This window comes from Streptomyces sp. NPDC088124, assembly GCF_040685895.1.
Lineage (GTDB): Bacteria > Actinomycetota > Actinomycetes > Streptomycetales > Streptomycetaceae > Streptomyces.
Map to the genome: position 1 here is coordinate 57,015 of NZ_JBFBJB010000015.1, position 21,562 is coordinate 78,576.

General features: G+C 70.9%; 22 protein-coding genes and 1 pseudogene. 10 read left to right on the forward strand and 13 right to left on the reverse strand.

Annotation, left to right across the window (positions count from 1 at the left end; genetic code table 11):
* Positions 1 to 10: 10 nt before the first annotated feature.
* On the reverse strand, positions 11 to 739 hold the full coding sequence (locus AB0P17_RS14580; protein ID WP_365810869.1) for a carboxypeptidase-like regulatory domain-containing protein: 729 nt from the start codon (positions 737 to 739) through the stop codon (positions 11 to 13).
* Positions 736 to 1,314, reverse strand: coding sequence for a DUF4255 domain-containing protein (locus AB0P17_RS14585; protein ID WP_365810871.1), 579 nt, complete (start codon positions 1,312 to 1,314; stop codon positions 736 to 738). Before AB0P17_RS14585 ends, AB0P17_RS14580 begins: the two co-directional genes overlap by 4 nt.
* Before the next feature lie 558 nt (positions 1,315 to 1,872).
* Between AB0P17_RS14585 and AB0P17_RS14590 the strand changes: the two genes are divergently transcribed.
* Entirely contained in the window at positions 1,873 to 2,598 is a 726-nt protein-coding gene (locus tag AB0P17_RS14590; RefSeq protein ID WP_365810873.1) for a BTAD domain-containing putative transcriptional regulator, read from the forward strand.
* A 98-nt stretch (positions 2,599 to 2,696) separates the two neighbouring features.
* Here AB0P17_RS14590 and AB0P17_RS14595 read toward each other — a convergent pair whose 3' ends face one another.
* From AB0P17_RS14595 to AB0P17_RS14605, 3 genes are read right to left on the reverse strand one after another with little or no spacing between them, the layout of a single operon-like run.
* Positions 2,697 to 3,785 carry a low specificity L-threonine aldolase gene (locus tag AB0P17_RS14595; protein WP_365810874.1) on the reverse strand — a complete coding sequence of 363 codons (1,089 nt, stop codon included), beginning with the start codon at positions 3,783 to 3,785 and terminating at the stop codon, positions 2,697 to 2,699.
* Positions 3,764 to 4,585 (reverse strand): SDR family oxidoreductase, encoded by an 822-nt coding sequence (locus AB0P17_RS14600; RefSeq protein WP_365810876.1) that lies wholly within the window; start codon positions 4,583 to 4,585, stop codon positions 3,764 to 3,766. The genes AB0P17_RS14595 and AB0P17_RS14600 overlap by 22 nt, the downstream gene beginning before the upstream one ends.
* Positions 4,586 to 4,611: 26 nt before the next feature.
* On the reverse strand, positions 4,612 to 6,042 hold the full coding sequence (locus tag AB0P17_RS14605) for a DUF6421 family protein (protein WP_365810878.1): 1,431 nt from the start codon (positions 6,040 to 6,042) through the stop codon (positions 4,612 to 4,614).
* Between the two features lie 326 nt (positions 6,043 to 6,368).
* Here AB0P17_RS14605 and AB0P17_RS14610 point away from each other — a divergent pair, with 326 nt between their 5' ends.
* Positions 6,369 to 7,052 carry a glycerophosphodiester phosphodiesterase family protein gene (locus AB0P17_RS14610; protein ID WP_365810880.1) on the forward strand — a complete coding sequence of 228 codons (684 nt, stop codon included), beginning with the start codon at positions 6,369 to 6,371 and terminating at the stop codon, positions 7,050 to 7,052.
* 54 nt (positions 7,053 to 7,106) lie between these two features.
* On the opposite strand, the gene AB0P17_RS14615 is transcribed toward AB0P17_RS14610, so the two are convergent.
* Positions 7,107 to 7,655, reverse strand: a complete 549-nt coding sequence (locus AB0P17_RS14615) for a GNAT family N-acetyltransferase (protein WP_365810882.1) — start codon at positions 7,653 to 7,655, stop codon at positions 7,107 to 7,109.
* Positions 7,656 to 7,904: 249 nt separating this feature from the next.
* Here AB0P17_RS14615 and AB0P17_RS14620 point away from each other — a divergent pair, with 249 nt between their 5' ends.
* The 6 genes from AB0P17_RS14620 to AB0P17_RS14645 all read left to right on the forward strand — a co-directional run bounded on the left by AB0P17_RS14620 (position 7,905) and on the right by AB0P17_RS14645 (position 12,943).
* Positions 7,905 to 8,504, forward strand: coding sequence for a ThuA domain-containing protein (locus AB0P17_RS14620; RefSeq protein ID WP_365810883.1), 600 nt, complete (start codon positions 7,905 to 7,907; stop codon positions 8,502 to 8,504).
* Entirely contained in the window at positions 8,489 to 9,568 is a 1,080-nt protein-coding gene (locus AB0P17_RS14625) for a Gfo/Idh/MocA family oxidoreductase (RefSeq protein WP_365810885.1), read from the forward strand. The genes AB0P17_RS14620 and AB0P17_RS14625 overlap by 16 nt, the downstream gene beginning before the upstream one ends.
* Before the next feature lie 210 nt (positions 9,569 to 9,778).
* Positions 9,779 to 10,345 carry a DUF5134 domain-containing protein gene (locus tag AB0P17_RS14630; RefSeq protein ID WP_365810887.1) on the forward strand — a complete coding sequence of 189 codons (567 nt, stop codon included), beginning with the start codon at positions 9,779 to 9,781 and terminating at the stop codon, positions 10,343 to 10,345.
* Positions 10,346 to 10,472: 127 nt separating this feature from the next.
* Positions 10,473 to 11,408 carry a M56 family metallopeptidase gene (locus AB0P17_RS14635; protein WP_365810889.1) on the forward strand — a complete coding sequence of 312 codons (936 nt, stop codon included), beginning with the start codon at positions 10,473 to 10,475 and terminating at the stop codon, positions 11,406 to 11,408.
* A gap of 79 nt (positions 11,409 to 11,487) precedes the next feature.
* Positions 11,488 to 12,213 (forward strand): phosphatase PAP2 family protein, encoded by a 726-nt coding sequence (locus AB0P17_RS14640; RefSeq protein WP_365810891.1) that lies wholly within the window; start codon positions 11,488 to 11,490, stop codon positions 12,211 to 12,213.
* Positions 12,214 to 12,232: 19 nt separating this feature from the next.
* The gene (locus AB0P17_RS14645; RefSeq protein ID WP_365810893.1) at positions 12,233 to 12,943 is read left to right on the forward strand and encodes an HAD-IA family hydrolase; all 711 of its coding nucleotides are present in this window, start codon (positions 12,233 to 12,235) and stop codon (positions 12,941 to 12,943) included.
* Positions 12,944 to 13,028: 85 nt separating this feature from the next.
* Here the strand turns inward: AB0P17_RS14645 and AB0P17_RS14650 are convergent, their stop codons facing one another.
* From AB0P17_RS14650 to AB0P17_RS14665, 4 genes are all read right to left on the reverse strand, one after another.
* A complete protein-coding gene (locus tag AB0P17_RS14650) occupies positions 13,029 to 13,928 on the reverse strand; it encodes a UTP--glucose-1-phosphate uridylyltransferase (RefSeq protein WP_365810895.1) in 900 nt (299 codons plus the stop codon).
* 236 nt (positions 13,929 to 14,164) lie between these two features.
* The gene (locus AB0P17_RS14655; protein WP_365810897.1) at positions 14,165 to 15,301 is read right to left on the reverse strand and encodes a PQQ-dependent sugar dehydrogenase; all 1,137 of its coding nucleotides are present in this window, start codon (positions 15,299 to 15,301) and stop codon (positions 14,165 to 14,167) included.
* Positions 15,302 to 15,526: 225 nt separating this feature from the next.
* Positions 15,527 to 15,919 (reverse strand): VOC family protein, encoded by a 393-nt coding sequence (locus AB0P17_RS14660; RefSeq protein WP_365810898.1) that lies wholly within the window; start codon positions 15,917 to 15,919, stop codon positions 15,527 to 15,529.
* Entirely contained in the window at positions 15,916 to 16,218 is a 303-nt protein-coding gene (locus AB0P17_RS14665) for a metalloregulator ArsR/SmtB family transcription factor (protein ID WP_365810899.1), read from the reverse strand. The genes AB0P17_RS14660 and AB0P17_RS14665 overlap by 4 nt, the downstream gene beginning before the upstream one ends.
* A gap of 198 nt (positions 16,219 to 16,416) precedes the next feature.
* On the opposite strand from AB0P17_RS14665, the gene AB0P17_RS14670 reads away from it, so the two are divergent.
* A complete protein-coding gene (locus tag AB0P17_RS14670; protein ID WP_365810901.1) occupies positions 16,417 to 18,348 on the forward strand; it encodes a cellulase family glycosylhydrolase in 1,932 nt (643 codons plus the stop codon).
* 26 nt (positions 18,349 to 18,374) lie between these two features.
* On the opposite strand, the gene AB0P17_RS14675 is transcribed toward AB0P17_RS14670, so the two are convergent.
* From AB0P17_RS14675 to AB0P17_RS14685, 3 genes are all read right to left on the reverse strand, one after another.
* On the reverse strand, positions 18,375 to 18,626 hold the full coding sequence (locus tag AB0P17_RS14675) for a hypothetical protein (protein WP_365810903.1): 252 nt from the start codon (positions 18,624 to 18,626) through the stop codon (positions 18,375 to 18,377).
* A gap of 11 nt (positions 18,627 to 18,637) precedes the next feature.
* The gene (locus tag AB0P17_RS14680; RefSeq protein ID WP_365810905.1) at positions 18,638 to 19,783 is read right to left on the reverse strand and encodes an inorganic phosphate transporter; all 1,146 of its coding nucleotides are present in this window, start codon (positions 19,781 to 19,783) and stop codon (positions 18,638 to 18,640) included.
* 218 nt (positions 19,784 to 20,001) lie between these two features.
* Positions 20,002 to 20,997 carry an alpha/beta hydrolase gene (locus tag AB0P17_RS14685; protein WP_365810907.1) on the reverse strand — a complete coding sequence of 332 codons (996 nt, stop codon included), beginning with the start codon at positions 20,995 to 20,997 and terminating at the stop codon, positions 20,002 to 20,004.
* Between the two features lie 211 nt (positions 20,998 to 21,208).
* Here AB0P17_RS14685 and AB0P17_RS14690 point away from each other — a divergent pair.
* A pseudogene (locus AB0P17_RS14690) lies at positions 21,209 to 21,426 on the forward strand (transposase family protein); the annotation flags it as partial.
* Positions 21,427 to 21,562: the final 136 nt, after the last annotated feature.

Below are 21,562 nucleotides of genomic sequence, written 5' to 3' on the forward strand. Positions count from 1 at the left end.
GGACGGCTCCTCAACTCTGCTCACGGATCTCGATGACGTGCCGACGCGCGGTGTCCTGGGGCAGCCGCACGACAAGCTCCCCGCTCCGGCCCGGCTCTTCGACCGCCTGCAAGCGGAACGTCTCCTCGTCGGCCTCCAGGTCGGCCTTCTCGCCCTCCCACCGCAGGGCGAGCCGGAAGGCGCCGGTGGCGTCGGACAGGGTGCGTTCGTGCCAGGGCATCAGGTCGCCGCTCGTCCGTCCCCGGGCCTCGACGAGCGCGTTCGTGACGGGTGCCCGCGTGGCGGCGTCGACCACGACTCCGTGGACCGTGCGCAGGCCCGGCGGATAGGGGAAGGTGACGCCCGGCAGGAACCGGACCAGCCTCGGGGCGGTCGGCCCGGCCGGCGGGTGGGTGTCGTTGTACGGATGGACCAGGAACTCGACGCCGGCGAGAGCGGCCGAGAAGGGCTCGCCGTCGGCCGGGTACAGCGGCTGGTGTCCGGCGGCCGAGAAGCGGGCCCGGTGGCGCTCGGGCCGGGCCGCCCACGGCTCCCCGCGTCTGCCCAGGCCGGGAAAGGCCAGGGCCCCGCTGGGCGTGCGTACGGCCTTGTCGTCCAGCGGCAGCCAGCCGCCGTCCTGGAACCGGTCCAGCCGGATGTCCACACCGAGGGTGCGCACCCGCCCGGTGAAGTCGTCGAGCGGCACGAACCACGCCGGACTGTAGGTGGCCGAGCGGGTCAGCGGCAGAAAGGCGCTCATGGTGTCACCGTCCCGTCGACGACCCGGCTCTGCACCGGCTGTACCGGCGTCTCGACGGCCGAGTCCAGGCTGACGACACGGACCTCGTAGTTCAGCGAGAGCCGGTAGGGCTTCTGGATCGCGTACCAGATCCAGGACTTCTGATCGAGGGTCAGGGGCGTCAGGGTGAGATGGAGCGAGTCGGTGCTCGCCGCCAGGCTGCCGGTCAGCTGGACGCCGTCCAGGATCGCGTCGTCGTAGAAGGTCTGCAGGGCGCGGCCCAGCATCCGGTGCTGGGTGATCTGGTCGCCGCCCCAGGGGGTGACCAGATACCGCAGCATCAGGGCCATCGGCGGCTTACGGGTCGTCAGCGGTCCTGGCGGCAGGGAGCGCACCGGCGGCCGGTTGCGCGACGTGGGGTCCTCGGCGATCTCGTAGAGGAACACCGTGAGTTTGGGCGTCGGTACCTGCACCGCCTCGGCGAGGTCGTTGAGTTCCGCGATCGGGGGATTCGCCGGATTGAGCGGGCGCAGGGCCCGCGTCAGGGCGCCCACGATGACCGCCGAGACATCGGCGATGACACCGAAGTCGCCCATGGGAAACCTCCCCCTGCCTCATCACGCACGGATGACACACACCGGGAGCATGCAGACTCCCCTGTGACCGGGCCGCGACTCACCCGTCGCACCGGCGTCACGAGCGCGTCCTGAGGCCGCGCGATGACGTCGGTGGACACGAAGCGACAACGTCCGGGTGACATCGGTGCGGAACACTTGGTCATTCATGGAGACCCCCTCAGCACGGTCCGGTGTCCTGATCCTCCGGGTGTGGGTGGAAGCCGGCCGGGCGGACGGCCTCCGCGCACGCATCATCCGGACGGTCGACGGCGAGCGATCCGCCCCTGCCGCGGCGAGTGAGGCCACCGATGTCCTCATAGCGGTCCGTCAGTGGCTTGATGAGCTATTGGAACAGGGCGAGTGACGATGCCGTGACGTCTTGGTGATTCCTTTTTCACGCCCCGCGCGCTAAGAGTCGACTGTGCGATCACGATGTACTCGCAACACGGCTTCGTGAATCTTGGGAAATCACCGAAGATCGCCGGATCCGACATCGCCCGGGGGAAACAAATGAATGGACAATCACATTTCATTAACTTGAGGCTGCTCAAGGGTTTCGCACTCTCGATCAGCCAAACACGGGTGCCGGTCTGCACCAGCACGCAACGGCTCCTCGCCTTCCTGGCTCTGCAGGACATCCCGCGGTCCCGCGCCTATGTGGCCGGAATTCTCTGGCCGGACGTCACCACCTCACGCGCCAACGCGAACCTGCGCTCCTCCCTGTGGAGAGCGACGCGAACCGGCCATCCCATCATCGAGGCGTCTCCCCAGGAAATGGCCATCGCCAAGGACGTCTCCGTGGATCTGCACGAGGCGGTGGGGCGCGCGCACCGGTTGCTCGACAACTCGCGCCCGTGCGACGACATCCTCAACATGCGGACGCTGGCGGACTTATCGGCCGATCTGCTGCCGGAGTGGCCGGACAACGACTGGATGCTGATCGAGCAGGAGCAGTACCACCAACTCAGGCTCTACGCCCTCGAAGCGATGACCGAGCGGCTCACGGCGGCGCGGCGCCACGGTGAGGCCGTCGCCGCCGGACTCGCCGCCGTACGCGCCGAGCCCTTGCGGGAAAGCGCCCATCGCGTGCTGATGAAGGCACATTTGACAGCCGGCAACAGGGGCGCGGCCATGCGCCAATACGAACAGTGCCGCCGTGTCCTGCGCGAGGAACTCGGCCTGGAGCCCTCCCCGTCACTGAGAGATCTGCTGCCGTACCGAGCCGAGCGCGACGGGGAGTCGCGACTTCAGCCCAGCCCCTAGCGCCTCTCCCGCACCGGCTCGGACATACGACATCGAAATAATAAGCGAGTCGACCGGCCGTAATCCGAATAGCGCCGACAAGTGTCGGGCCGGTGCGCCTATGCGGTCATCTCTTCCTTGACCGCCTGCACGAAGGCGTCGACATCGTCCTCGGTCGTGTCGAAAGAACACATCCAGCGGACGTCCCCGGCCTTCTCGTCCCAGAAGTAGAAGCGGAACCGCTCCTGGAGGCGGACGCTCACGGCGCCCGGCAGCCGGGCGAAGACGGCGTTGGCCTGGACCGGGTGGAGGATCTCCACCCCGTCGACCGCGCGGACCCCGGCCGCGAGCCGCTGGGCCATGGCGTTCCCGTGCCGGGCGTTGCGCAGCCACAGGTCCCCCGCGAGCAGCGCCTCCAACTGCACCGACACGAAGCGCATCTTGGACGGGAGCTGCATCGAGAGCTTCCGCAGGTGCTTCATGGCCCGTACGGCGTCCGGGTTGATCACGACGACGGCCTCGCCGAAGAGCATGCCGTTCTTCGTGCCCCCGTAGGAGAGGACGTCCACGCCGGCCGTGTTGGTGAAGGTCCGCATCGGAACGTCCAGCGAGGCGGCGGCGTTGGCTATCCGGGCGCCGTCGAGATGGACCTTCATGCCGAGCGCGTGGGCGTGCGCGCACAGGGCGCGGATCTCGTCGGGCGTGTAGACCGTGCCCAGTTCGGTGTTCTGGGTGATCGACACGGCCTGCGGCATGGCGCGGTGCTCGTCGTCCCAGCCGTACGCCTGCCGGTCGATCAGCTCGGGCGTGAGCTTGCCGTCGGGCGTCGGTACGGTGAGCAGCTTGAGCCCGGCGACGCGCTCGGGCGCCCCGCCCTCGTCCACGTTGATGTGCGCGGACTCGGCGCAGATCACGGCGCCCCAGCGGTCGGTGAGCGCCTGGAGCGCGACGACGTTGGCACCGGTGCCGTTGAAGACGGGGAACGCCTCCGCCGTCGGGCCGAAGTGGCTGTGCATGACCCGCTGGAGATGGCCGGTGTACTCGTCCCCGCCGTACGCGACCTGATGGCCGCCGTTGGCGACGGCGAGCGCCGCGAGGATCTCGGGGTGGGCGCCCGCGTAGTTGTCACTGGCGAAGCCGCGTACCTCGGGGTCGTGGTGGCGGCGCGCGTCCGTCGTACGGGACCTCACGGTCCTGGGGTCAGCCACAGGCGTTTTCCATTCACTTCCCGGGCGGGCCTGTCCCAGACCCCGGCGATGGCCTCGGCCAGTTCCGTGACGTCGGTGAAGCCCGCGAACTTCGCGTTCGGCCGCTCGGCGCGCATCGCATCGTGCACCAGTGCCTTGATCACCAGGATGGCAGCCGCGGCCCGGGGCCCGTCCTCGCCCCCCGCCTTACGGAAGGCGTCGCCGAGGGCGAGCGTCCATGCCTCCGCCGCCGCCTTGGCGGCGGCGTACGCGGCGTTGCCCGCGGTGGGCTTCGTGGCGCCCGCGGCGCTGATCAGCAGATACCGGCCCCGGTCGCCGCGCAGGAGCCCGTCGTGGAAGGCGAGGGAGGTGTGCTGAACGGTGCGGACGAGCAGCTTCTCCAGCAGTTCCCAGTCGGCCGGGTCGGTCCCGGCGAAGGTGGCGCTGCCGCGCCAGCCGCCGACGAGGTGGACCAGACCGTCGATCCGGCCGAACTCCTTCTCGGTCCTGGCCGCCCAGGCGCGGGTGGCGGCCAAGTCGAAGAGATCGACGGTGTCGCCGGTGACCGTGGCCCCGCCGTGCGCGTACCGGGCGGCGTCCACCGCTTCGGCGAGCCGCTCCGGGTCCGCGTCCGCGGCCACGACGGTCGCCCCGGCCTCGGCGAGCCGCAGCAGCGTGGCCCGCCCGGCGGGTCCGCCCGCGCCCGCCACGGCGACGACAGCGCCGTCCAGGGCACCGCCCGGGGCCGACGGCCCGCCGGCGTCCTGGTCCGTCACCGCGTCCGGCCCCGTTTCCGCGCTCGCTCCCGGACGCACCGCCATGGGTCCCGTCTCCTGCCCCGGCGCGCTCACGCGGCCGTCCGGTCCGTCGCCGCGGGTCCCGTGGACTCCGTCGTTCCGGCGGATTCCGCGGTGATCCCCTTCGTTTGGGCGATCACGTGCTTGAGCTTCTTGGCGAGCGCCTCGTAGAACATGCTGAGCGGAAACTCGTCGGGCAGCACGTCGTCCACGAGTTTCCGGGGCGGCTGGGTGAGGTCCAGCGCGTCGGGGCCCTTGGCCCAGCGGGATCCGGGGTGGGGCGCGAGATACGTGGAGACCAGCTCGTACGCCGCGAACCAGTGGACCAGCTTCGGCCGGTCGATCCCCGCCCGGTAGAGCTCCTCGATCTCCGCGCAGAGCTGGTTGGTGACCTGGGGCGCCCGCTCCCAGTCGATGCGCAGGGTGTTGTCCGTCCAGCGCACCACGTCGTGCTGGTGCAGATAGGCGAAGAGGAGCTGGCCGCCCAGACCGTCGTAGTTCCGTTCCCGCGCGCCGGTGACGGGGAAGCGGAACATCCGGTCGAAGAGCACGGCGTACTGGACGTCACGGCCCTGCGGGAAACCGTCAGCCTCCAGCCGTACGGCCTCCCTGAAGGCGGTGAGGTCGCAGCGCAGCTCCTCCAGGCCGTACATCCAGAACGGCTGGCGCTGCTTGATCATGAAGGGGTCGAAGGGCAGGTCGCCGTGGCTGTGGGTGCGGTCGTGGACCATGTCCCAGAGCACGAAGGCCTGCTGGCAGCGGTCCTGGTCGGCGACGAGCGCGCGGATGTCCTCGGGCAGGTCGACCCCGAGGGTGGTGACGGCCGCGTCGATGACGCGGCGGAAGCGGGCGGCCTCGCGGTCGCAGAAGATCCCGCCCCACGTGAACCGCTCGGGGGCCTCGCGCACGGCGATGGTCTCGGGGAAGAAGACCGCGGAGTTGGTGTCGTACCCGGGGGTGAAGTCCTCGAAGGTGATGCCGCAGAAGAGCGGATTGTCGTACCGCGTGCGCTCCAGCTCGGCGAGCCACTCGGGCCAGACCATGCGCAGCACGACCGCTTCGAGGTTGCGGTCCGGGTTGCCGTTCTGCGTGTACATGGGGAAGACGGCGAGGTGCTGGCGGCCGTCCGTCCGGTCGGCGGCGGGCCGGAAGGCGAGCAGCGAGTCCAGGAAGTCCGGGACCGCGAAGCCGCTGCCGGCCCATTTACGCAGGTCGGCGACGAGCGCGGCATGGTAGGCGGCATCGTGCGGAAGGAGCGGGGAGAGCTGCTCGACCGCGTCGGTCACCCGGTCGAGTGCCGCCTCCGCGACCGCGCGCGCCGGGGCCCCCTCGGCGTCGAAGTCGATCGAGCCGTCCGCGGACTGCCAGGGGCGGATCTCCTCGACGGCACTCTTGAGCCGGGGCCACGCCGGGTGTCCGATCACTCGGTCGGCGGCGTTCATACCGGGCCTGGGGGTGTCCTGCGCAAGAATTTCCGTCATGTCACTTCCTCCACAGGAGATCTTGGCGTCAAACCACCGTATAGGTGTCTCGATCTCCGATACAAGCGGAGATCAAATAAATCATCCTGCCGATCCCCCATGGTCACCGCCGATTTTCCCGTGCTTCCACGGTTTGACGCTTCGATTCAGCGTAGCGCCGGGAACCTCCCCCGGCGCGGGGACGGCGGGGCGCCCGGCGCGGGGACGGCACAGGCACCCGGCGCGGGGACGGCGGGGGCCCGGCACGGGACGGCGGGGGGGCGCCACGGACGGCAATCGCCTCTAGGCTGCGCGCGGGAGCCGCTGTCGACGGAAGCGAGACTGTCTTGACTTTCCAGATCATCGGTCATCGTGGAGTGATGGGTGTCGAACCGGAGAACACCCTGCGCTCCTTCACGCACGCGGAGCGTGCCGGTATGGACGCCATCGAGCTGGATCTGCACCTGAGCAAGGACGGCGCCCTCGTCGTCATGCACGACACGGAAGTGGACCGTACGACCGACGGAACGGGCGCGATCGCCGAGCGGACGCTCGCCGAGCTGCGGGAGCTGGACGCGGGCGACGGCGAGCGCGTCCCGGTCTTCGAGGAGGTCCTGGACGCCGTACGGTCGCCGCTCCAGGCCGAGATCAAGGATGTGGCGGCGGCCCGGGCGCTGGCCCGGGTGATGCGCGAACGCGACCTCGTGGAGCGCGTCGAGGTGTCCTCGTTCCACGACGAGGCGGTCGCGGAGATCGCCGCGCTGGTGCCGGGGGTACGGACGGTGCTGATCGCCAGCCGCTGGGGCGCGGACGTGGTGGACCGGGCGACGGCGGTGGGCGCCGCCTCGCTCGCCCTGAATCTGCGCAGACTCACCCTGGAGGTCGTGGAACGCGCGCACGAGAGGGGTCTCGGCGTGATCGGCTGGGTGGTGAACACGCAGGAGCAGCTCCGGCTCGCGCGCGCCTTCGAGCTGAACGCCGTGACCACCGACCGCCCGGAGATCCGGCGCACCGGCCGTTTCACCGCCTGAGCGCTCCGTACGCGTACGGAGCGCTCAGGCCAGGGGCCCGGGACGGTCCCGAGGTCAGGTCAGGGGCTTGACCAGCAGCTCGAACTCCAGGTCGTCCCGCTGCGGGATGCCGAAGCGCTCGTCGCCGTACGGGAAGGGGAACCGCTTTCCCGTACGGCGGTAGCCGCGCCGCTCGTACCAGGCGATCAGGTCCTCGCGCTGCGCGATCACGGTCATGTGCATCTCACCGACCGCCCAGTCGGCGCGTGCCCTGCGCTCCGCCTCCGCGATGATCCGCCGGCCGAGTCCGCCGCCCTGCGCCCCCGGCGCCACGGCGAACATGCCGAAGTAGGCGGCGTGCCCGCGGTTCTCCAGCTGGCAGCAGGCGATCAGCCCGCCGTCCCGCTCGACGGCCAGCAGCCGGCTGCGCGGCGCCTCGACCACCGCGAGCACGCCCTCCCGGTCGATCCGCTGCCCTTCCAGGAGGTCCGCCTCCGTCGTCCAGCCCGTACGGCTGCTCGCGCCGCGGTAGGCCGACTCGATGAGCGCGACCAGGGCGTCGGCGTCGGCGGCCGTGGCGTCGCGGTAGGTGAGTGCGCCGACGGGGCTCGGGACGGTGTCCATGATGCGCGGTCTCCTTGCGGCCGGCCCGGAAGCCGGCGAGCTGCTGATGGGGCAGCAGCAGCCTAACGCGGGTACGGATGGGCACGACGGGGTGCGAGGGGGCGGCGGTACGAGCGGGTAGGTACGGCTCCGACCCCGGCACCGACGGATCCGTGACACCGATGGGAGTGTGCAACGACTGTGACACGCGAGACATCCGCCGGCCGACGGGCACTGGTCGTCCGGGGCGGCTGGGAAGGACACCGCCCCGTGGAGATCACGGAGTTGTTCCTGCCCTTCCTGCGCGCCCACGGCTACGACCTGACGGTCTCCGGCACTCTGGACGTCTACGCCGACCCCGAACTGCTCGCCACCACCGATCTGGTGGTCCAGTGCTGGACCATGGGCGAGATCACCGCGGAACAGAGCGCGGGGCTCGTCGCCGCCGTACGCGCCGGGACCGGGCTGGCCGGCTGGCACGGCGGGATCGTCGACTCCTTCCGCGGGGACCTCGGCTACCAGCTGCTGACCGGTGGCCAGTTCCTCATGCACCCGGAGGGCTTCTCGGACCACGAGATCACCCCGGTCGTGGAGCACGCCGGCCATCCGGTGACGGCGGGCCTCGGCGCCTTCCGGGTCCGTACGGAGAAGTACTGGCTGGCCACCGATCCGCTGATCGACGTGCTCGCCACGGTCCGGTTCGCGGCGGACGAGGACCGTTCACGGCCGGTCACCATGCCCGCCGTGTGGACCAGGAACTGGGGCGCGGGGCGGGTCTTCGTCTCCGCCGTCGGCCACAAGCCGGACGACTTCGACGTGCCCGAGGTACGGACACTCACCGAGAGGGGACTGCTGTGGGCGAGCCGCTGAGAATCGGCATGGTGGGCGCGGGCACGATCAGCGGCGCCTATCTGGACACCCTGGAGCGGCTGGGGAACGTGACGCTCACCGCCGTCACCGATCTCGATCCCGGCCGCGCCGCCGCCGTGGCGGCCCGGGTGCCGGGGACGGCGGTCGCGGGCTCGGTCGCCGAGCTGGTGGCCAGGGCGGATGTCGACGCGGTGCTCAACCTGACGATCCCGGCGGCCCACGCGGACGTCGCTCTGACGGCGCTCGCCGCGGGCAAGCACGTCTACGGGGAGAAACCGTTCACCACCACCCGGGAGGAGGCGGACGCGCTGCTCGCCGCCGCGGACACGGGCGGCCGGCGTCTCGGGTGCGCGCCGGACACCGTGCTGGGCACAGGGGTCCAGACGGCGCGCAAAGCGGTCGACGACGGACTGATCGGCACTCCGGTGGCGGCGACGGCCTTCATGACCACGGCGGGACACGAACGCTGGCACCCGGCGCCGGAGTTCTACTACCGGCCCGGCGGCGGGCCGCTGCTCGACATGGGCCCGTACTACCTCTCCGCGCTCGTCCATCTCCTCGGGCCGGTCGTGAAGGTGACCGGCGCGGCCTCCCGGCCCCGCGCCGAGCGGGAGATCGGCGGCGGCCCACGGGCCGGCGAGCGATTCGGCGTCGAGGTGGACACCCATGTCAGCGGGGTGCTCCAGCACGCCGGCGGCGCCCTCACCACCCTCCTGATGAGCTTCGACATCCAGGCCGCGCGACTGCCGCGCATCGAGGTGTACGGCACCGGCGGCTCCCTCTCCGTACCGGACCCGAACGGCTTCGACGGGGCCGTGGAACTCCATGGACCCACCGGGAAGTGGGAGACCCTGCCGGTCACGGCGGGGTACGCGGACGCCGGGCGCGGCACGGGGCTCGCGGACCTGGCGCGGGCGCTCGCCGAAAACCGCCCGCACCGGGCCTCCGCGGAGCTGGCGCGGCACGTCCTGGACATCATGCTGACGCTGCTCGACTCGGCGCGGGAGGACAAGGCGCTGCGGGTGGCGAGCAGTTGCGCCCGCCCGGAGCCGGTGGAGGCGTAACCGTACGAGGACGAGGAGCAGCAGGACGAGGAGGACCAGGACGCGGAGGGACGACCGGCGGGGCGCGGGAATGCGCCCCGGCCGGCCGCCTCCGCGCCCGCGTGGGCTTCCCGCGCGCCCCCGTGCCTCTCTGCGCGTCTGCGCGCGTGTCTGCGCGCCCGCCGCCCGGGGCATCACTCCGCCGGAGCGACGGAGCGGGGGAGGTGCCCGGTGCACGGATCTGCGGCGGCCGGCTGGCTGCTCGTCGCGCTCTGCGCGACGGCGGGCGGGCTCTGTCTGCGCCGGCTGCGGGCCTGCGGCGCGGCGCGGCACGGTTCGGCGGGCGGCGAGGCGCTGATGGCGTTCGGAATGGCGGCGATGGCCCTGCCCACCACGGTGGTGACACCGCCGCGCTGGGTCTGGCTGGGGTACGCGGCGGTCTTCGGCGCGGCGGCGCTGCGCGCCTTCGGCGCGGACCGCGGCTCGGCGCACCGGGCGCACCACCTGCTGGGCCTGCTCGCGATGGTCTACATGGCGGGCTCCATGGCCGCCGCGGCGGGCGGCCCGCACACCGCGCACACCGCGGGGACACCGCTGGTCACCGGCGCGCTGCTGCTCTACTACGCCGGTTATGTGCTGTGGGCGGGCGCCCGGCTGCTGCCGCTGCCCGCGGTGCCCGTGCCCGGTCCGGTGAACGGGGGTTCCGGGCCGGTCTCCTGGGCCGACCGGACGGAGTTGGTGCCGGCCTGCCGGCTCTCCATGGGGATCGCGATGCTGACGATGCTGCCCACGCTCTGATTCCGGTCGGTTGCGGCCGGTTCACGCCGTTCACCGAGATCGCCCGCTCCGCCGCCAAACGTGTCGTGGGTCACTTGCCGGTCAAGGTCATATCCTCGCACCGCGAGGCCCTCATACTCTGGGCGCCATGATGGTCTCCTTGGCGCTGCTGCTGCTCGGTGCACTGGCCGCACTTCTCGCGCCGCGGATTCTGTCCCGCGCCGAATGGCCCGAGCGCGAGCCCGTGGTGGCGCTGTGGGTCTGGCAGTGCGTCGTGGCCGCCGTCCTGCTGAGCTTCGCGCTCTCCATGGTCTTCAGCGCTGCCGCCGCCTGGCTGGCCGTACGGGGCCATGTCTTCGCGCCCGCGCCGCACGGCGTGGTGGAGGCGTACGCCTTCGGGCCGAACCGGTCGTGGTCCGCGGTGCTCGCCGTCCTGCTGGCGAGCGGCGGTCTGTGGACGGTGGCGATGCTCGCCCGCGAGATCCACCGGGCCCGGCGCAGGCGCCGGCAGCGCCGCAAGGAACTGCTCGTACGCGCTCCGGTGCTGCCGGGCGAGGAGCCGGGCGGCGAACCGCTCGTCGTCCTGGAGGGCGAGCGGCCGGGTGCCTGGTGGCTGCCGGGCGCGGCACCCCAACTGGTCATCACCACAGCCGCGTTGCGTCGCCTGAAAGGCCGTCAGCTCGACGCGGTGCTCGCCCATGAGCAGGGCCACGCGCGAGCGCGGCACGACTGGCTGCTGCACTGCTCGGGGGCACTCGCGAACGGCTTCCCGCAGATCCCGGTCTTCGCCGCGTTCCGTGACGAGATGCACCGGCTGGTCGAGTTGGCCGCGGACGATGTCGCCTCACGGCGCTTCGGACGGCTGACGATCGCACTGGCTCTCGTCGAACTCAACGAGGACCGGGGGGTGTTCGGCCCGGGTACCGCTCCGGACGCGCAGGTGCCGCAGCGCGTCAACCGGCTGCTGACGCCGGTCCCGCGGCTGACCGCGGGACGTCGGCTGCGCCTGACGGCGGCCGCCGCGCTGGTGCCGGTGGTGCCCCTCCTGATCGCCTTCGGACCTGCGCTGCGCGCGCTCGGTTGACCGGCGGGCGGGACAGCGGGCGGGACAGCAGGCAGGGGGCGGGTAGCCCGACCGGCGCTCCGTCGGCGAGGATCACCCCATGTGCCCCCAGCCGATCCCCGCAGCCCAGGCCCCGGACCCGCCCTCTCCCGCTCCCCCGCCGTCCCCACGTCCTGGCGGCGGCCCCTGGACCGGAGCGGGTCGTACGGCCGTGCTGCTGGCCGGCGCCGCGGGGGTGCTGACCGTGCTGGTCGCCGCGCGGTGGGGGCCGCTGATCGCGTTCGACCGGGCGGTCGCCGAGGGGCTGCACCGCCGGGCGGTGGCCGAGCCGGGGCTCACCTGGGTCAACCGGCTGCTCACCGACTGGGCCTGGGACCCCTGGACGATGCGGCTACTGACAGCGGTGGCCGTGGTGGTGGTCTGGCTGCGCGGTGAACGGCTCCTCGCCGCGTGGGTCGCGGCGGCGAGCGCGCTGGGCGCAGGCGTCTCGCAAGGGCTGAAGTGGGCCCTGGGACGGGAGCGTCCGCAGTGGCCCGACCCGGTCGACTCGGCGCACTTCGCCGCGTTTCCCTCGGGACACGCCATGGCGGCCACGGTGGCGTGCGGACTGCTGCTGTGGCTGATCTGGCGCCGCGGCGTGGGCCGGCGGCTCTGGTGTACCGCCGTGACGCTGGCGACCGTGTCCGTCGTCGGGGTGGGAATCACCCGATTGTGGCTGGGCGTGCACTGGAGTTCGGACGTTCTGGGCGGCTGGCTGCTCGGTGGCGCGCTGGTCTCGTTCTCGATCGCGCTGTTCAGGCGCGTGACCTTGTCCAGAGAGCCGTGACGCGGGAAGGATCGGGTACATGACCTACAAGGGTGTGCTCTTCGACTTCTCCGGAACCCTCTTCCGTATCGAATCCGCGAGTTCATGGCTGCGCGCCGTGCTCGACGAGGCGGGTGTCGCCGTATCCCCCATCGAGGTACGGCGGTACGCGATGCGGCTGGCCGTGGCGGGTGCGCTGCCCGGCGGATCCTCCCCGCAGGAGGTTCCGCCGGATCTGGCCGAGCTGTGGGCGACCCGTGACAAGAGCGCCGAGCGGCACCGCGCCGCGTACACCGGGGTCGCCCGGCAGGTGGCACTGCCCCGCCCCGACCTGTACGACGCGTTGTACGACCGCCATATGACACCGGACGCCTGGCGCCCCTACGCGGACGCGGCCGAGGTCCTGTCCGCGCTGCGGCGCGCCGGTATCGGCATCGCGGTGGTGAGCAACATCGGCTGGGACCTGCGCCCCGTCTTCCGCGCCCACGGCCTGGACGCGTACGTGGACGCGTACGTACTCAGCTACGAACACGGCATCCAGAAGCCCGACCCACGCCTCTTCAGGACCGCCTGCGAGGCGCTGGGCCAGGACCCCCACGACGTCCTGATGGTCGGCGACGACCGCGACGCGGACGGCGGCGCGGCCGAACTGGGCTGCTCGGTCCACTTCGTGGACCACCTCCCGGTGGAGGAGCGCCCCGCGGGTCTGCGCCCGGTCATCACTCTCGCGGGCGCCGACCCGCTTCCTTAGGCTCTGCCGCCGGAGTCCCACCGTGGGCGGGGGCGCCGCCCGCAGTAAGTCGCCCCCGCGCACGGCACCCGCGCCGGGCGGGGGTTCACCGGTCGTCGAGATCCCGGGCGAGCTGCCGCAGCAGGGGGCCGTACTCGGGATGGGCGAGCGCCGAGGCGAACTGGGCCACGAGGTAGTCCGCGGGGTTGCCGGTGTCGTACCAGCGGCCCTGGATGACCTGGCCGTAGACGGCGCGGCCGGCCGCGTAGGCGTTGACCGCGTCGGTCAGATAGACCTCGCCGGTGCGGTGTGTGTACCAGCGCTCGGTCTGCTCGCGCAGTTCGTCGATGATGCCGGGGGTGATGACATAGCCGCCGATGGCCGCGAACGCCGACGGCGCGTCGGCGGGCTTCGGCTTCTCGACCAGTCCGGTGATCCGCAACAGCCCCTGGTCCAGGTCCTCCTTGACGACGGGGACGCCGTAACGTCCGCTGTCCTCCGGGGCCATGGGCATCAGGGCCAGCACCGGGCAGTGGGTCGCCTCGTACGCGCGGATCAGCTGCTGTGCCCTGGGCACTTCGGCGACGAAGACGTCGTCGGGCCACAGGACCAGCATCGGCTCGTCACCGAAGTGCCGGGCGGCGTTGAGCACCGGGGTGCCGTTGCCGTAGGGGCCGTACTGGTCCAGGTACGTGATGTGGCCCTGCCTGGCCAGTTCGGCGACCTCCTCCACCGCGTCGGCGTAGGCGGTCTTGCCGTCGGCGCGCAACTGCTCCACCAGGGCGGGGTTGGGCCGGAAGTGGTCCTGGATCAGGGACTTGCCGCCCGAGACCACGATGGTGATGTCGGTGATCCCGGACGCCACCAGCTCACGCACGGTGTGCTCGATCACCGGCTTGTCACCGACGGGCAGCATCTCCTTCGGCGTCGCCTTGGTCAGCGGCAGCAGTCGCGAGCCCAGCCCGGCGGCGGGGATCACGGCCCTGCGGATCATCGAAGTGGTCATCGGCTCTCCTGGTCGGAAAGGGACGGCCCGGCCGGAAAGCCATGTCCTGGCCGACACGCCCGCGCCTCGGCACGCATCGAATGCTACTGGCTCGTGGTGGCACGTCGGGGAAACGGCCGGGGAGATCCATGTGACCTCGCCCGCATCCACGGGGCTCCGCACGGCGTCGCCGCCGGGCAGCGCCTTCGGAAGCCCCGTGGTGTGCGCTTTTCAGCAGGTCGAGGATCCGTTCACGGTCACGCCGGGTCGAGGCGGGAGACGCTGCCGGCGATGTCGAGCACGTACAACTCGCCGTCGCCGTCCTGCACGAAGGAGATGACCTGGCCGCCGCTGACCCCGAGGTCGCTCTCGCCGGTCACCTTGCCGTTGTCCATCCGCAGGGCGCGGACGGTGCCGTCGCAGTAGTCGCTGAACACGTACTGCCCCGTGAGGTCCGGGATCGCCTCGCCCCGGTAGACGTATCCGCCGGTCACCGAGCAGCCCAGCCCGCTCCGGTCGTACTCGTGAACCGGCGGTACGTGGTTCGCGGGCTCCGTGCCGCCCCGGAAGGGGTGGTTGCCCTCCATCCCGGACCAGCCGTAGTTCTCGCCGCCCTCGCTGTCCGCCGGGGCCCAGTCGATCTCCTCCCAGGCGCTCTGGCCGACGTCGCCGATCAGCAGGTCGCCCGTGCCCGCGTCGAAGGAGAACCGCCACGGGTTGCGCAGCCCGTACGCCCAGATCTCGCCCTTCGCGTCCGGGTCCCCGACGAACGGGTTGTCCGGCGGAATCGCGTACGGGTCGCCGCCGCCGGGGTCGATCCGCAGCATCTTGCCGAGCAGGGTGTCGAGGTTCTGCCCGTTGCCGTGGGGATCGCCGCCCGAGCCGCCGTCACCGAGCGCGATGTAGAGGTAGCCGTCGGGGCCGAACCTGATGTCGCCGCCGTTGTGGTTGGCGTACGGCTGCGTCTGGGTGAGGACGGTGCGCCGGGTATCCGGCTGGATCTCGCCGTCCCGTACGGCGAACTCGTCCACGGTGCTGGTGCCTTCGCGGTCCGTGAACGAGATGTAGAAGTGCGCCAGTTCGTTGTCGAACGCGATGCCCAGCAGGCCGCGTTCGCCGTCGGTGGTGGTCTCGTCGGATATGTCGAGAACGGGCTCGCCGAGCCCTTGATCGTCCAGAACCCGTACGGTGCCCGGGCGTTCGGCTATCCAGACCGTGTCACCGGGCCCGGCGGCACCGGCGATGGGGTTCTGGGCGGTGGCGACTTCCTTGAGCGTGACCTCCGCGGCCCCGCGTGGGGCCGTGGGCTCGTCGGCGTATGCCGTGGTCAACGCGAGGGAAGCGACGAGACAGATGGAGCCGATGATCGCCGAGCTTCTGGTGCGAACTTTCACCGTGACCCTCCTGGAGGCGGCGAATGGGGGTAACCCGGCTGCTGAGGGCAGAGTCGTGTTGGGTTGTCGCCCGCGCCAGCACGCAACCTGGGTGGGGGGATTGTGTGCCACTGGCTACGGATGAGCGTACAGGGACAGGAGCGTCTGGCGTAGACCAATGCGCCATCCCTGCGCCTCCGTTCCTCCCTCGCGGGCCCCACGCGTTTCCCCCACGCGGCCGGTCGGCTACCCGGGCTGTGACGCGATCTGGATCAGGTTTCCGCAGGTGTCGTCGAAGACGGCGGTGGTGACGGGGCCCATCTCCAGGGGCTCCTGAGTGAAGCGGACGCCGAGGCCACTCAGGCGTTCGTACTCCGCCCGCACGTCGTCGACGGCGAACTGGGCGAGCGGGATGCCGTCGCCGACGAGCGCGTCGCGGTAGGTCCTGACGGCGGGGTGGCCGGCGGGCTCCAGGAGGAGCTGGGTGCCGCCGGGCTCGTCGGGCGAGACGACGGTCAGCCACCGGTTCTCCCCGCCCACCGGGACGTCGTGCTTCTTCACGAAGCCGAGGATCTCGGTGTAGAAGCGCAGGGCCTTGGCCTGGTCCTCGACGAAGACGCTGGTCAGATGGATCTTCATGGGGTGTTCTCCTCCGGTCCGGGCGGGTCGGGTACGGGCCATCGCTCGGCTATCCGCCGCAGCGGGGCCGTGTTCACGTCGTGGAATTTGTAGCGGCCTTCCCGCCTGGTCTCGACCAGCCCGGCGGCCTCCAGCACGGCGAGGTGCTGGGAGACCGCCTGGCGCGAGAGGCCGAGCTGATGCTTCATGCTCAGCCGCGAGCAGATCTCGAACAGGGTCTGTCCGGATTTCTCCACGAGCTCGTCGAGGATGGTGCGGCGGGTGGCGTCGGCCAGGGCTTTGAACAGGTCGTCGGCCACGCCCCCACGATAGGCAAACATTCACTTGCCCATCAAGTCGCCACGGGAGCCGCTTGCGAGCGTGGAGGAATTCGACCGGCACACGGCCGAAATGGGGAGCTGCCCGTCCGCCGACTCGCGGGTAACATCCGCCGCAGGCCGATTCCAGCCGCCACGTAGGGCGCGGCCTCGTACCGACGCTCACCCGTGGAGGACCGAATGCCGACCTTCAGATTTGTCAAGTACCTGACATGCGCTGCGGCATCGGCCGTGCTCCTGCTGACCGCGCTGCCGGGTACCGCCACCGCCGCCCCGGACCCCTCGACCGCCACCACGCCGCCCCCCACCACGCTCCCCGTCACCGCGGACGCCGCCTGGCAGCCGCCCCTGTCGACCCGCGGGCGGTACATCGTCGATGCCAACGGGTCCCGCTTCCGGCTGAAGTCGGCCAACTGGGACGGCGCGCAAGGGTCGTGGACCGGCAGCGGCAGCACCGGCGACTCCGCCAACCACCACGCCGGGCAGAACTCCCACGGCATCCCGCTCGGCCTGGACCGGGTGCCCCTGACCCGCCTGATGGCCGACTTCCACGAACTCGGCATCAACAGCATCCGGCTGTCGTTCTCCAACGAGATGATCCACAGCACGGCGCCGGTGCCGGACGCCGCTGTGGCGGCCAACCCGCAGCTCCGCGGCAGGACACCGCTGCAGGTCTTCGACAGCGTCGTGGCCGCACTGACCGGAGCGGACTTCGCGGTCGTCCTCAACAACCACACCAACACCTCCCGTTGGTGCTGCGGACTCGACGGCAACGAGCGCTGGAACAGCAGCCAGTCGGCCCAGCGGTGGGCGGACGACTGGGTGTTCATGGCCCGCCGCTACGCCCACGACCCGCGGGTCGTGGGCGCCGACCTCTACAACGAGGTACGCCGTGACGTACTGGACGACCCCAACTGGGGCCTGGGCGACGACCACGACTGGTACACCGCCTCCCAGCTCGCCGCAGACCGCATCCTCACCGAGGCCAACCCCGACCTCCTGATCGTCATCGAGGGGATCAACTGGACCGGTCTGCCCGTCGACGGGCTGCCGCACGGCCGCCCCCAGCTCACCCCCGTACGGACGCTGTCCCACACCCTGGTGGCCTCCGACAAGCTGGTCTACTCGGCCCACTTCTACGGCTACACCGGTTCCCGCCACAGCGGCGCCACCGGCATCGGGGAGACCCACGACCCCCGCTACCAGGACCTCACCCGCGAGGAGCTGTACCGGACGCTCCAGGACGAGGCCTTCTTCGTAGCCGAGGACAGCGGAAAGCACTTCACCGCCCCCGTGTGGATCAGTGAGTTCGGCACCGGTGCCAACGAGTCGGGGGCGGCCGCCCGCGCCTGGTTCGGCAACATCACCGACTACTTCGCCGACCACGACGCGAACTTCGCCTACTGGCCCCTGGTCGGCTGGGAGGGGCACGACGACTGGTCCCTGCTCCGCTACGCCCCGGACGGACGCCGGTCCGGTCTGCTCGACCAGGCCGACTGGCGCGGCGCCGGCTGGAACCGCCTCATGTCCTCCCCGTCGGTCACCGGGCCCGTCGACGCGGTCCCCGTATGGCGGCTGCTCACCACCGACCACGGCGACCATGTCCAGTCACTGCGGACCCGGGCCACCGGGGACTGGGCGCCGGGAGCCTCCAAGGCCGTCTGCCCCGACGGACTGCGCCTGATCGGCCTCGGTCACACCTCCGGCCGGGGGCTGTGCACCGACGTCACCGCGGGTGGGCTGCGCGCGGCGGACGGTTCCCACACGGTCGTCACCGACGAGCGCCACGTCCCGCAGGGCGGCGACTGGGCCTCGGGCTACACCAAGCTGCAGTGTCCGGCCGGCCAGTTCCTGATCGGCTACGCGCACCGCGGCGGCCGTACGGCGGCGGCCCTCTGTGCCCCGGCTCGCTCCTTCCTCGGAAACACCGGGCGGACGGTGTGGTTCGACCGGTCCGACAACCGGCCGACCGGCGCCGCCGGCGGTGACTTCGCCAACCGTGACTACAAAGGCCAGTGCGCCGACGGCGAGTATGCCGCCGGGATCGCCTTCACCGCCCGCACAGGCAGCTCGCCGGGGCCCGCCGCGCTGCTCTGCCGCGGGCTGACCTGACGGCCGTCCTCGGCCGTGCGCCTCGTTCAATGGAGCGCTGGAACCATCAGGTACAGGCCGTACGCGACAGCGGCCACGCACGCCGTGAAGCACAGGGCGGCGACCGCCTTCATCAGCGGGGCCGGCCGGCGTGAGCCGCTGTCGGCGGGCGTGTCCCCGAGGGGGGTCTCCGGTGGTGCGAGTGCGCGGACTCCCAGTGAGAACACTGTCACGAGCCCGACCGTGGTGCCGACACCGACGAGGGCCACTTCGCCCAGACTGCTCCAGTTCAGAGCCATGGTCCGCCCTCTCAGACCTTCGCTCGGACGGTGTCCGAGCGCAGATCCACCGTGTGCGCGTCGTTCACATTGCGCGAGGTGACCGGGTGCCGGCGGGAAACCGCCACGATGAACGTCGCCGCGGCGGCCGCGACCAGGGCGACCAGTACGGTGCCGGCCGTGCCGCCGTGGACGATCAGGAGCGCGGCGAGCGCGCCGACGGCCGCGGCGGCGGGCAGGGTGACACACCAGGCGATGGCAATACGCGCGACGATCCCCCACCGCACTTTGGCGAGTCTGCGGCCCAGCCCGGCGCCGAGGATCGCACCGGAGCAGACCTGCGTGGTGGACAGGGCGAAGCCCAGGTGGGCCGAGGTCAGAATCACTGTCGCGGAGGACGATTCCGCGGCGAAGCCCTGCGGGGCCCTGATGTCGGTGAGGCCCCTGCCCATGGTCCTTATGATCCTCCACCCGCCGAGAAAGGTACCGAGGGCGATCGTCAGACCGGCGGACCCGATGACCCAGAGTGGCGGCCCCGAGCCGGGGGCGAGCGCGCCGACGGAGATCAGGGTGAGCGTGATGACACCCATGGTCTTCTGAGCGTCATTGGTGCCGTGGGCCAGGGACACCAGCGAGGCGGAGGCGATCTGACCGAGCCGGTAACCGCGGTCGACCGAGGTCGCCCGGCCCCGGGCGGTCACCCGGTAGGCGAAACACGTGGACAGCAGCGCCGCGACCCCCGCCACCAGCGGAGAGACGAGTGCCGGAAGGACGATCTTGTCGATCACCACGTCGAAATGGATCCCCGCCTCTCCGACGCCCACCCACACGGCACCGATCAGCCCGCCGAAGAGAGCATGCGAGGAACTGGACGGCAGCCCCAGCAGCCAGGTCGCCAGATTCCACAGAATCGCACCGATCAACCCGGCGAACACCATGCCGGGCGTGACCACACTGTCGCTGACGATGCCGCCGGAAATCGTCCTGGCCACCTCGGTCGACAGAAACGCACCCGCGAGATTGAGCACGCCACTGACCAGAACGGCGTACCTGGGGCGCAGCGCCCCCGTAGCGACCGAGGTCGCCATCGCGTTCGCCGTGTCATGGAAGCCGTTGGTGAAGTCGAATGCCAGAGCGGTCAGGATCACTACGGCGACGAGGAACGTGATGTGGTCCATCCGACGGATACAACCCCAGCCCGTCGCACCCCGTCACCGGACGCAGCCGGAACGCCTCACGCTTCCCACCAACGGCGCAGCACCTTCGCCCCCCGGAGCAGCACCCGCTCGACACTCTCACAGCCTTGGCTTCGGCGCGGGTGGCGCGAATGGCCGTGAGGGTGAGGAGCGGCACCGGGCCGAGCGCGACCGTGATCACGCCCGCCACGGTCCGGGGTTCACGCGAAGAAAGCGGTGAGTTCCCGCACGATGTCGTCGGGGCGTTCCTCGGCGAGGTAGTGCCCCGCCCCCTTCAACTCCACGTAGCGTGCGTCCGCCGCCAATCCCTCCATCTGTGCGAGAAGGAGCTCGTAGTACTTCCCCCCTATTCCGAGCAGGGGCATGGTCAGTACCGGGTAATCCCTCAGATCGGCGATGTCCTGCTGGAAGGTCTGGTACCAGCCGTTCCCCCCGCGGATCGCGTCCGGCGTGTTGTACGCGGCGGCGTAGATGGCTCGGGCCTCCTCGCTGAAGGCTTCGGGGTCCCCGCCCTGAAGGCCGATCAGCCAGTCGATGATGAAGCGGAATCGCCCTTCGAGGAGTTGCTCGGGCAACTGGTCGAGCTGATTGAACGCGAACCACCACGGTGCCGGCCGGCCCGGCTGGGGCAGCATGCGCATCTCGTTGAACACCTCGGTAGGATGCCCGGCCTCCCACAGGGCGACCTTCCGGGTCGCTTCGGGGTGGTTCGCGGCGAAGCTGTGCGCCACCATCGACCCGATGTCCTCGCCCGCTATATAGGCCCGGCTGTGTCCGAGGGCTCGAAGCAACTCGTAGATGTCTCGGGCCATGGTCTTCTTGTCATACCCGCCCGCGGGCTTGTCGGAGTCGCCCATGCCACGCAGGTCCGGGGCAATCACCTGGTAGTGCCGCGCCAGTGGCGGCATGATCTTGTGGAATTGGTACCAGGTGCGTGGCCACCCGGGAAGCAGCACCAGGGGGTCGCCCTGGCCTCCGACGACATAGTGCAGCCGCGTGCCGTTGACCTCGGCGAAGCGGCTTGCGAAACCCCTGACCCTCGGCGCACGTGGCTTACGGCCCCTCTGGACGCCCGCGGCGGGGCCGGCCGTCGGACCGAGCAGGGCCGCGGCGCCGGCACCCGCGGTGATGCCGAGCACGGAGCGTCTGCCAAGTCGGCGGGAGAACTCGGGATCGTCGGACTTGTTGGGGCTCATCTGCGGAACTCCCTCGCGTTTCACGGGCTTTCGTCACGTTCGCCTGCCACGGAGCGGCAGCGCACGGGCGGCCACACCACCGCACACTTAAGTACCGATCGGTACCGATCGACACGGAGAGGACTGTAGCACTTTCGAACCGATCGGTGCAGAAGAAGGCCGCACGGGGTGGCGAGGCCGGGCAGGCGAGCATGTTGAGGCGAGCCTTTACCGCGCCTACCAGGGCGCCGGCCCTTGGGTCACCACCCGCCCGGCGGGCAGCCGTCCCCGACACGGCGAACGGTCAACCGGGCACTGGCCACGTCCCGGGCGCCCGTCGAACGGGGCATGGCACTGCTGAAGTCCTGGCGGATCTTCCGAAGGTCCCGGATCAGTGCCAACCGCATGACGTCAGTCGCCGAGACCGTCCTCGCCCTGGAGAGGCAGCGCCGAAAACGCTCACTGACGATCAACTTCTGGCACAGGACACTACTAGAATCCCGCCATGGCGGAACCCGTGAGTCCACAACAGGGCGGTGTCAGCAGTGTGTTCGCCGCCCGGCTGAAACGACTGTACACACGCGGG

Excerpts from the sequence above, each read along its gene's own strand:
- AB0P17_RS14580 (WP_365810869.1), bottom strand. The coding sequence starts at position 739 with ATGAGCGCCTTTCTGCCGCTGACCCGCTCGGCCACCTACAGTCCGGCG.
- AB0P17_RS14585 (WP_365810871.1), bottom strand. The coding sequence starts at position 1,314 with ATGGGCGACTTCGGTGTCATCGCCGATGTCTCGGCGGTCATCGTGGGC.
- AB0P17_RS14600 (WP_365810876.1), bottom strand. The coding sequence starts at position 4,585 with ATGGCGGTGCGTCCGGGAGCGAGCGCGGAAACGGGGCCGGACGCGGTG.
- AB0P17_RS14605 (WP_365810878.1), bottom strand. The coding sequence starts at position 6,042 with ATGACGGAAATTCTTGCGCAGGACACCCCCAGGCCCGGTATGAACGCC.
- AB0P17_RS14615 (WP_365810882.1), bottom strand. The coding sequence starts at position 7,655 with ATGGACACCGTCCCGAGCCCCGTCGGCGCACTCACCTACCGCGACGCC.
- AB0P17_RS14635 (WP_365810889.1), top strand. The coding sequence starts at position 10,473 with ATGATGGTCTCCTTGGCGCTGCTGCTGCTCGGTGCACTGGCCGCACTT.
- AB0P17_RS14640 (WP_365810891.1), top strand. The coding sequence starts at position 11,488 with ATGTGCCCCCAGCCGATCCCCGCAGCCCAGGCCCCGGACCCGCCCTCT.
- AB0P17_RS14645 (WP_365810893.1), top strand. The coding sequence starts at position 12,233 with ATGACCTACAAGGGTGTGCTCTTCGACTTCTCCGGAACCCTCTTCCGT.
- AB0P17_RS14650 (WP_365810895.1), bottom strand. The coding sequence starts at position 13,928 with ATGACCACTTCGATGATCCGCAGGGCCGTGATCCCCGCCGCCGGGCTG.
- AB0P17_RS14660 (WP_365810898.1), bottom strand. The coding sequence starts at position 15,919 with ATGAAGATCCATCTGACCAGCGTCTTCGTCGAGGACCAGGCCAAGGCC.
- AB0P17_RS14670 (WP_365810901.1), top strand. The coding sequence starts at position 16,417 with ATGCCGACCTTCAGATTTGTCAAGTACCTGACATGCGCTGCGGCATCG.
- AB0P17_RS14675 (WP_365810903.1), bottom strand. The coding sequence starts at position 18,626 with ATGGCTCTGAACTGGAGCAGTCTGGGCGAAGTGGCCCTCGTCGGTGTC.
- AB0P17_RS14680 (WP_365810905.1), bottom strand. The coding sequence starts at position 19,783 with ATGGACCACATCACGTTCCTCGTCGCCGTAGTGATCCTGACCGCTCTG.
- AB0P17_RS14685 (WP_365810907.1), bottom strand. The coding sequence starts at position 20,997 with ATGAGCCCCAACAAGTCCGACGATCCCGAGTTCTCCCGCCGACTTGGC.